This window comes from Alistipes dispar (genome assembly GCF_006542685.1).
Classification (GTDB): Bacteria; Bacteroidota; Bacteroidia; order Bacteroidales; family Rikenellaceae; genus Alistipes; species Alistipes dispar.
Genome location: NZ_AP019736.1, coordinates 1,896,062 through 1,905,000, shown reverse-complemented (window position 1 = coordinate 1,905,000; position 8,939 = coordinate 1,896,062). Strand labels below are relative to the sequence as shown.

Genomic DNA, 8,939 nt, shown 5'->3' with positions numbered 1-8,939 from the left:
TCCAGATCGTTCCAGTTCATTGTCGTTTGAATATCGCAGTCCTACAACCCCGAATTTGCCGTAACAAATCCGGTTTGGGCTGCTTCCCGTTCGCTCGCCGCTACTTAGGAAATCGATGTTTCTTTCTTTTCCTCCTCCTACTAAGATGTTTCAGTTCAGAGGGTTGGCTTCCGTCGCCGGATGACAGGTCTTCTACCTGCCGGGTTGTCCCATTCAGAGATCTCCGGATCAAATCTTGTTTGCAAATCCCCGGAGCTTTTCGCAGCTTACCACGTCTTTCTTCGCCTCCAAGAGCCTAGGCATTCCCCATACGCCCTTATATACTTTCTTACAACTCTTTTACACCCCTATTGCAGTGCAAAAGACTTTATCTTATTTCCTCAATAATGTCAATGAACGTCGATCGGTCGCCCGATCCGAGTGGAGGATAAGGGAGTCGAACCCTTGACCCCCTGCTTGCAAAGCAGGTGCTCTAGCCAACTGAGCTAATCCCCCGAGTGTTATCGGCGTAGTCCCGTGCGGACTTGAACCGCAGACCCCTACATTATCAGTGTAGTGCTCTAACCAACTGAGCTACGGGACTATATCCGCGGGAAGACCCCACTCGGTATAACATTAAAAATTACAGGTGATTCGAGAGAAAAAGAAAGAGCATCTTCTGTCTGCGAAATAGTCGCACTCTCCAGAAAGGAGGTGTTCCAGCCGCACCTTCCGGTACGGCTACCTTGTTACGACTTAGCCCCAGTCACCGGTTTTGCCCTAGGTCGCTCCTTGCGGTCACGAACTTCAGGCACCCCCAGCTTCCATGGCTTGACGGGCGGTGTGTACAAGGCCCGGGAACGTATTCACCGCGCCATGGCTGATGCGCGATTACTAGCGAATCCAACTTCATGGAGGCGGGTTTCAGCCTCCAATCCGAACTGAGATAGGCTTTCGAGATTCGCATCCCTTCGCAGGGTAGCTGCCCTCTGTACCTACCATTGTAACACGTGTGTAGCCCCGGACGTAAGGGCCGTGCTGATTTGACGTCATCCCCACCTTCCTCTCGGCTTACACCGGCAGTCCCGCCAGAGTGCCCAGCTTGACCTGATGGCAACTAACGGTAGGGGTTGCGCTCGTTATGGGACTTAACCCGACACCTCACGGCACGAGCTGACGACAACCATGCAGCACCTAGTTTCGCGCCCCGAAGGGAAATCCTGTTTCCAGAATCGTCGCTAACTTTCAAGCCCGGGTAAGGTTCCTCGCGTATCATCGAATTAAACCACATGTTCCTCCGCTTGTGCGGGCCCCCGTCAATTCCTTTGAGTTTCATTCTTGCGAACGTACTCCCCAGGTGGATAACTTATCGCTTTCGCTTAGCCACCGACTGTGTATCGCCGACAGCGAGTTATCATCGTTTACTGCGTGGACTACCAGGGTATCTAATCCTGTTTGCTCCCCACGCTTTCGTGCCTCAACGTCAGATATAGTTTGGTAAGCTGCCTTCGCAATCGGTGTTCTGTATGATCTCTAAGCATTTCACCGCTACACCATACATTCCGCCTACCGCAACTACTCTCTAGCCCAACAGTATCAGAGGCAATTCCGGAGTTAAGCCCCGGGATTTCACCTCTAACTTATCAGACCGCCTACGCACCCTTTAAACCCAATAAATCCGGATAACGCTTGAATCCTCCGTATTACCGCGGCTGCTGGCACGGAGTTAGCCGATCCTTATTCGTACGATACTTTCAGTCAGATACACGTATCTGAGTTTACCCTCGTACAAAAGCAGTTTACAACTCATAGAGCCGTCTTCCTGCACGCGGCATGGCTGGTTCAGACTTGCGTCCATTGACCAATATTCCTCACTGCTGCCTCCCGTAGGAGTTTGGTCCGTGTCTCAGTACCAATGTGGGGGGTTAACCTCTCAGTCCCCCTATGTATCGTCGCCTTGGTGAGCCGTTACCTCACCAACCAGCTAATACAACGCATGCCCATCCATAACCACCGGAGTTTTCAACCCGAAAAGATGCCTCTTCGAATGTTATGGGGAATTAGTACCAATTTCTCAGTGTTATGCCCCTGTTATGGGTAGGTTGCATACGCGTTACGCACCCGTGCGCCGGTCGCCATCTCAGGTATTGCTACCCGAATGCTGCCCCTCGACTTGCATGTGTTAAGCCTGCCGCTAGCGTTCATCCTGAGCCAGGATCAAACTCTCCATTGTAAAAAAATCAAATGTATCGTTAGAGTCCTGACTATTCGCTTCCTTTAAAGGAAATGACAGATAAATACTACATTTCTTTTCTCTCAAATAACCAGTAATTCAAAGAACCGCTTTAAAAAAGTTTCGCATTATATTGCGAAAGGGATTGCAAAGATAAGTACTATTTTTGAATCCGCCAAATCTTTTTCAAAGATTTTTTCCGACCGCCCTTTCGGGCGTTTTCCGAAACGGATTGCAAAGGTAAGCAATCTTTTTCAAACCGCCAAAAACTTTTTCAAGAACTTTGCATTCTCTTGAAATCCAGCTACAAACCCGTCTCCGACTCCTTTATTGTAAACCTTCGACTTATTTGCAAGAACCGTTATTTCTCAAATGCGGATGCAAAGGTAGCGACTTTTTCCGAAGCTGCAAATAATTTCGTATATTTTTTGCAAAAAAGTTTCATTTTATACCGAAAACCGCTTCACACCTATTATATAATAAATAATAGAAAGTCCGTATAGACTTACGTCCGACAGATTCCGTCCGGATCTCCGCGCCGAAACGAATCCGTCCCCGCCGTTCTCTTTCCGAAACCGGATCGAATCCCCGCCCCGCTCGACCTTCTCCGACAGGAGTCCGCCCAACCGGCCCGCCCGTCCGGCCCGGAATCCGCTTCGGTCCCGCCCGCACTGTTCCTCCGGGATTACCGCTTCGACGGGCAATCTCGCCCCGGATTCCCGGAATAAGGGATTTTTTACTATTTTTGCGGGAAAAACCGAACGAAATGAATCCGAAAAGAATATCGCTCCTTATCCTTCTGCTGCTCTTCGCAGACCAGGCGCTCAAAATCTGGGTCAAGACCCACATGCACCTCGACGAGGCGATCGTCGTCTTCCCGGACTGGTTCCAACTGCGCTTCATCGAAAACAACGGGGCGGCTTTCGGCATGCACATCGCCACGCGGGGCAGTTTCGACTGGGGAAAGCTGATGCTGGGCATCTTCCGGATCGCAATGGTGGGAGCCGTCAGTTGGTTCATGGTTCACCTTCACCGGACACGCAAAGACACACCCAAAGGCGTATTCATCGGCCTGGCGCTGATCGTCGCCGGGGCGCTGGGCAACATCTTCGACAGCGCCTTCTACGGGCTCGTATTCTCCGAATCGACTCCCTTCTCCGTGGCGCAGTTCGGAGGCCATTACGCCGGTTTCATGATGGGCAAGGTCGTCGATATGTTCTATTTCCCGCTGTTTCAATGGAACGGCGTACCGCGCCTGCTGCAATTCCTCGTGGACAGCAACAACTATTTCTTCGGCGCCATCTTCAACCTGGCCGATGCCTATATCTCCGTGGCGACAATCTATCTGCTTCTGTTTCAATATAAATTCTTCAGCAAATAGTTTTTTTCGCAAAAAAGAGTTGGTAATTCAAAAAAAAGTATTACTTTTGCACACCGCAATTCCGGAAAACTCCGGTAACGCCCAGGTGGCGGAATAGGTAGACGCGCACGTTTCAGGTGCGTGTGCCGCAAGGCGTGCAGGTTCGATTCCTGTCCTGGGCACGAAAAGGCGCTGATGTTCAGCGCCTTTTCTTTTGTGTATGATGATTTGTATGATGAAATCCCGGGAATCCGGTCAGTCGCCAGCCCCGGCAGACAGTCTGAAGCAGCCGCTCCCGGCGAGAATCGGAGCGTTTTCCTCCACGCCCACACGCAAATAGCGCATCGCAGTCGCAATCTTGCTATGCCCCAATGCCTTCGAGATCGCAGCGAAAGGCACATCTTTCGTCCCGAGAAGATTCGCGGCAAAGGATCGACGGACCGTATGCGCCGAGACCAGATCGCACGTTTCCGTGCAGCGCATCCGCCCGGCCCCCTCCCCCACACTCCCGTACGGCCGATTTCCTGTCGATTCATGCCATTCCATCCTGCCTTCAACCGGTTCGTCTTCCTGTCCGGAATCGTTTTTCTCCGACCAAAACCGAAACCGAGAATCTTCCGGACGACCGGACGAGCCGGGACGAAAACACCTACGCATTCGCCTATGACAGCTTCGCCCGTCTGACGGATACCAGGCATTACGAAGCCGGAGCCCTCACGGACCGTTTCGCGGAAAAGGGACTGACATACGATGCGAACGGAAACCTCCGGACCTTGATGCGGACCGGGAACGGACTGACATTGAACGATCTCGAATATTCCTACACGGGAAACCGCATCGCCTCGATAGCCGATGCAGGAGCGGTGTACGATTACGGCTACGATGCGAACGGAAATATGACGCACGATGGGGCCAACGATCTCGACATTACATATAATTGTCTGAATATGATACAAAAAGTCGAGAAAAAAGGGACTTTATCCGCAAATTATTCGTACCTTGCAGACAGCACGAAACTCTCGGCGACGGAGCCAGGCGGCGACGGACTCTATTATTCGGGTTCTTTGGTATACGGGAAACGTGACGGAAAACTATCGCTCGAAAGCGCGGGGTTCAACGGAGGCCGGTTCGTCGTGACATCGAACGGTATCCAAACGCATCTTTTCGTGACGGATCATCTGGGAAGCGTGCGCGCCGTCGTGGATCCCGCTTCGGGAGAAGCGACGGAAACCGACGACTACTATCCGTTCGGCCTGCGATGGGAAGATGCCGAAGCCCTTATTTCCGACAATCGCTACCGATACAACGGAAAGGAGGAACAGGTATTCGTCGGCATACCGTACGTCGATTTCGGATTCCGGATGATGGACCCTGAATTCAGAATCGGATGGAACACGGCCGACCCGAAAAGCGAAAAGTATTCGGGAAGTTCGCCCTACATATATTGCGGAAACGATCCGATAGGAAATATTGATCCGGATGGATCCGTGTACGACAAATATTATAATTCGTTGGGATACCTGATGTATGATACCGGAAAAGGCGATAAAACCTACGTAATCAGAGCTGCTGGGTATGAACATGACTTTCGGGTAAACTCAATTTCGGAACAAGCGGCAATCGACACGGAAAATGCGATCCGACAAGGGAATCTGTCCGGACCGCACATGCAGAATATCATGGAAATAGAGTCCGTCCCCACGCTCAAGAAAATGAGAAACACCATAAAAGACGATGGCACCGGGGGCGATTCGGACAATAACAACAGGGAATACGGAGGGATCGTGAATCATGAAGGACAGATTGCAAATGTTTCTCAAGGCGAAGTCAGAGAGTCCGGAAAGCACGCATCGGTGTCGATCAATCCGAAAGGAGCAAGAAGTGTCTATCACAGCCACTCGAGCGGATCGAAAAACCTCGGCCCATTAAAAGGGTCCAGCCGGTTCCCGAGCCGGCAAGATCATAAATCAATAGGAACTGCAACCGGATATTTATTTCAAATGAGAACAAAAGAAATAATCGTATTCGACAACAAGAAAATAGAAGCAATCGTATCTTTCAGTATCTTAGAAGACTTGTACAAATAATATGAAACGGTTTATATTTTGGAGCACGGTACTCCTCGCTTTGTCCGGCACAATGATGGGAATGGCACAGGACAGTAATGTAGTTATCTTCGACGGAGATGGAGGTCAGGAATATATATATAAAAAAAAGCATAAATACTATGTTTTAAAAGAAGATGGAATAGCGGACGTCGCTTCTGATCTTTTCAAGAAGAATAAACGCTGGGCAAAAAAAATCTTAAAAAAAGCAGTGCGGAATAAAAATAACGCGGTAGACATATTTGAATTGGTTGAAGGTGCCTATTTCGAACCATATGCAGGTTACTCATTTAAAAATCAATATATATCAGAATATGAATATGGATATAATGATCACGATTTACCATTGGAGAAACACGCTCTTCGCATTCAATTGCCGATCGAACTATTCACTTATGAAAACGTATGGAAACTGTACGAATACATCATGGATCGGATTGACATTCCCGACACTCCTCCTTATATAGCAAGATTTTATGAACCCGAAATCCGGGAAGTCCTGAATGCGCCCCTGGAATAACTTCCAAGCCAAGCGATAACAGACAGCCTGTTATCGCTTGGCTTTTATACCATGACACCGGATCGGAACACCGCCGGCCCCGACTTCATACAAGAAAAGGATCACGATACGACACCCATATATCCGGCCAACGCACCGGATACTGAAACTCGACCGGAAAATCGGGATCACAACGGCTGCTGCTCTCGGGACATACAGACCGTAAACCTCTCCGGACGTTCCGGCAACCCTTGACGGGAAGAACCGAGCCTCATTCGGATGGGAATGGGATGACATCTCCATCCGGATAAATTATCAACTCCCACGTTCCTCCGAAATACCGGCCCTTGGAATACAGGAAATACCATTCAGGCCGGTCGTCATCCTCAAGACCATACAGGGAGTTTTCCGGATAATCCTTGTACCGGAAGCATCTCGTTTCCTCCGTAGGAGTGAAGAGCCCGGGATTGTCGCCACTGAAGATGATCGTCTTTCCGTGAAAAGGCATCCACCCGATAGGCGATTTCGTTTCGTGCGGATAACGACACAAGGAGCCGGACATCTCGATCTCCAGGTCCTCGGCCTTTATCCTCATCAGAATGTATTCGTCCGCCTCATATTCATCAGAATGGAACACGCGGTGCCCGGTCGCCAGCAGAAGCGAATTGAAAAGTTGTACGAACGGCGCTTTCGCTGCCAACCGGGGCAAGGTGTACTCAACGGGCACCGTGGGGATCGGATTGTCATCATACTGGCTGTTCAGAATATCGGCCAGCGTCTGTCCTGGACAGACGCTTACCCCTAAAACAGCGAAAACGGTGATAAACAGTAGCTTCATAAAGTTAATTTGTATATTTTTCAAAGTCCGCTGCCCGGGACTTCACTGAATTGCGGTTCCGTTTTCATCTCCCCGGACTCGATTAACATCATATGAGATGCGAGCCAGCTCAGGGGCTCCTTCCCTGACGGCGTTTTCCGTCACTCCGTCCACGAAGAAGCCGGGTATGATCCGTCCCCGAAGTACGCCCCGTTTCACGAGCACCGACCGCCGTGTCGATGCGACCATTCGATTGCTTCGTCTCCGATCGTTATTCCATCCTCGAATGCACAGGTTATCTGATCGGTATGGATTGTCTCTGGAATCTTTTCGCCGCATTCGGAGGGTCTTTTTACCGACGAACCGAACCCGGCTCCCGTCACTATTTATTTACAGGTTAAAGATATACAATCCGGATCAAAATACCAAATTATATTTCCCGCAGGCATCGCCGGAAAAGCGAATCAGCCGCAGGTCCGAGGAAATCGTCCAAACTTTCTCTCCTTCAAACAGGACCGGAATACCCCGGCAATTCGCGGACCCGCCGTATCCCGATAACATAAAAGCGACTCCCGGGATGCAGGAAGTTTCCGCCCGCCCGACGTCCGGCGGAACGATTGCCCCAAAATTTCAGTCCGAAACGGGAGCATAGTAAATTGTTTTCGTTTCCGTCCCGGAACGTATTTCCGTTCCGGAACGGCATATCCCGCACGAATCATTTATAAATTATTATATATAAGGTAAACCAAGTTTATAAAATACATTTCACCCCCCCCCGCATGATCGTAAAAAATATTACGATAAAAGTTTGTTTTAATAACATCAATTACTATATTTGTACTCAAAGAACCGATTTATTCAACAAACGGACCCGAACCTAACCTCAACTGCTAACCGAACCATGAAACGCAAATTCGTCTTTTTCGCACTGCTCGCCGCCTGCGTCTCGGCGACCTGCAGCATGTGCGGCAACGACTCGGACACGCCCGAATACGAATTTCCCGACGGGCCGGAACCCGAACCGGAACCCGAACCGGACACCTACCCCCACGGACTGACCGTAACGGAATTCGCCGACGACCTGGCAGACGGCAAGCGATGCCTGGGATTCGTGGCGACCGCCGATCCGAAAGCCAACCCCAAACTCCGTTTCAACGCCGTGCATCTCCCCGTACAGAAGACCCCCACACGCATCCATGCGGATTTCGACTCGGAAAACAGGGGCAAACCCTGCGTGACGACCAACGCCGGATACTGGTGGGCGGGCAATTCGCTGAGCCTGCTCGTCTCGGGAGGTGTCGTCGAATCCATCGAAAACCAGACGGTCACCCGGGACGGCAAGACCGTCTATCCCGTGCGCGCCTCGTTCGGGCAGATGGCTTCCGGGGAGTTCGAAACCCATTGGATCTACTGCGTATCCGACGACGGCAACCGGCCCTACGCCTTCCCTTCGCCGCTGGACAACGACGAGCGCACCGGAACGTACATGCCCGCCCCGCCGACTTCGAAAACCCCGGGTGCCGCGCTCTGGACCCCGCAGGAAGCCGTCGGAGGCGGCCCGATGCTCGTCAAGGAGGGGCGCAACGTCGCCGAGGAGTGCTACTGGCGGGAGGTCTTCGACGGCGGAGGGATCGCCGGAACATCGCGCCAGCCCCGCACGGCGGTCGGCGCGACGGCCGACGGGAAACTGCTGCTGCTGGTCTGCGACGGACGCGGAATGCGCGGCAGCGAAGGCTTCACGCTCGCGGAGCTGGCCGACAAACTCATCGCGCTGGGCGCAGTCGAAGCGATCAACCTCGACGGCGGCGGCTCTTCGACGATGGTGGGATGCGACGGCACGGTGCTCAACCGGCCGAGCGACACGGGCGATGCCGAGACGATCGTCCAGCGCGCCGTCTCCACGGCGATCGTCATCTCCGAAACGAACTGATCCATCCGAATAAACT

At 51.6% G+C, this 8,939-nt stretch carries 5 protein-coding genes, 3 tRNA genes and 2 rRNA genes (1 of these 10 cut by a window edge); 5 read left to right on the top strand and 5 right to left on the bottom strand.

What is annotated here, in order from left to right; translation table 11 throughout:
- The 4 genes from FME97_RS08010 to FME97_RS07995 form a co-directional block, all read right to left on the bottom strand.
- Positions 1-330: ribosomal RNA gene (locus FME97_RS08010) — 23S ribosomal RNA — on the bottom strand (it extends 2,543 nt beyond the left edge of the window).
- A 91-nt stretch (positions 331-421) separates the two neighbouring features.
- Positions 422-495: transfer RNA gene (locus FME97_RS08005), tRNA-Ala, on the bottom strand.
- Between the two features lie 14 nt (positions 496-509).
- Positions 510-583, bottom strand: a tRNA-Ile gene (locus FME97_RS08000).
- Between the two features lie 103 nt (positions 584-686).
- Positions 687-2,212: ribosomal RNA gene (locus FME97_RS07995) — 16S ribosomal RNA — on the bottom strand.
- The 16S and 23S rRNA genes sit together here with 2 tRNA genes alongside, the layout of an rRNA operon.
- 766 nt (positions 2,213-2,978) lie before the next feature.
- Here FME97_RS07995 and FME97_RS07990 point away from each other — a divergent pair.
- The 4 genes from FME97_RS07990 (at position 2,979) to FME97_RS07970 (ending at position 6,197) form a co-directional block, all read left to right on the top strand.
- Entirely contained in the window at positions 2,979-3,593 is a 615-nt protein-coding gene (locus FME97_RS07990; protein ID WP_141428813.1) for a signal peptidase II, read from the top strand.
- A gap of 79 nt (positions 3,594-3,672) precedes the next feature.
- Positions 3,673-3,754, top strand: a tRNA-Leu gene (locus FME97_RS07985).
- Positions 3,755-4,372: 618 nt separating this feature from the next.
- The gene (locus FME97_RS07975) at positions 4,373-5,659 is read left to right on the top strand and encodes an RHS repeat domain-containing protein (protein ID WP_162502069.1); all 1,287 of its coding nucleotides are present in this window, start codon (positions 4,373-4,375) and stop codon (positions 5,657-5,659) included.
- Between the two features lies 1 nt (position 5,660).
- Positions 5,661-6,197, top strand: a complete 537-nt coding sequence (locus tag FME97_RS07970) for a hypothetical protein (RefSeq protein WP_141428810.1) — start codon at positions 5,661-5,663, stop codon at positions 6,195-6,197.
- A gap of 250 nt (positions 6,198-6,447) precedes the next feature.
- Here the strand turns inward: FME97_RS07970 and FME97_RS07965 are convergent, their stop codons facing one another.
- Positions 6,448-7,014 carry a hypothetical protein gene (locus FME97_RS07965; protein WP_141428808.1) on the bottom strand — a complete coding sequence of 189 codons (567 nt, stop codon included), beginning with the start codon at positions 7,012-7,014 and terminating at the stop codon, positions 6,448-6,450.
- Between the two features lie 880 nt (positions 7,015-7,894).
- On the opposite strand from FME97_RS07965, the gene FME97_RS07960 reads away from it, so the two are divergent.
- Positions 7,895-8,923: a phosphodiester glycosidase family protein gene (locus FME97_RS07960; protein ID WP_141428806.1), complete on the top strand. Its 1,029-nt coding sequence runs from the start codon at positions 7,895-7,897 to the stop codon at positions 8,921-8,923.
- Positions 8,924-8,939 lie beyond the last annotated feature (16 nt).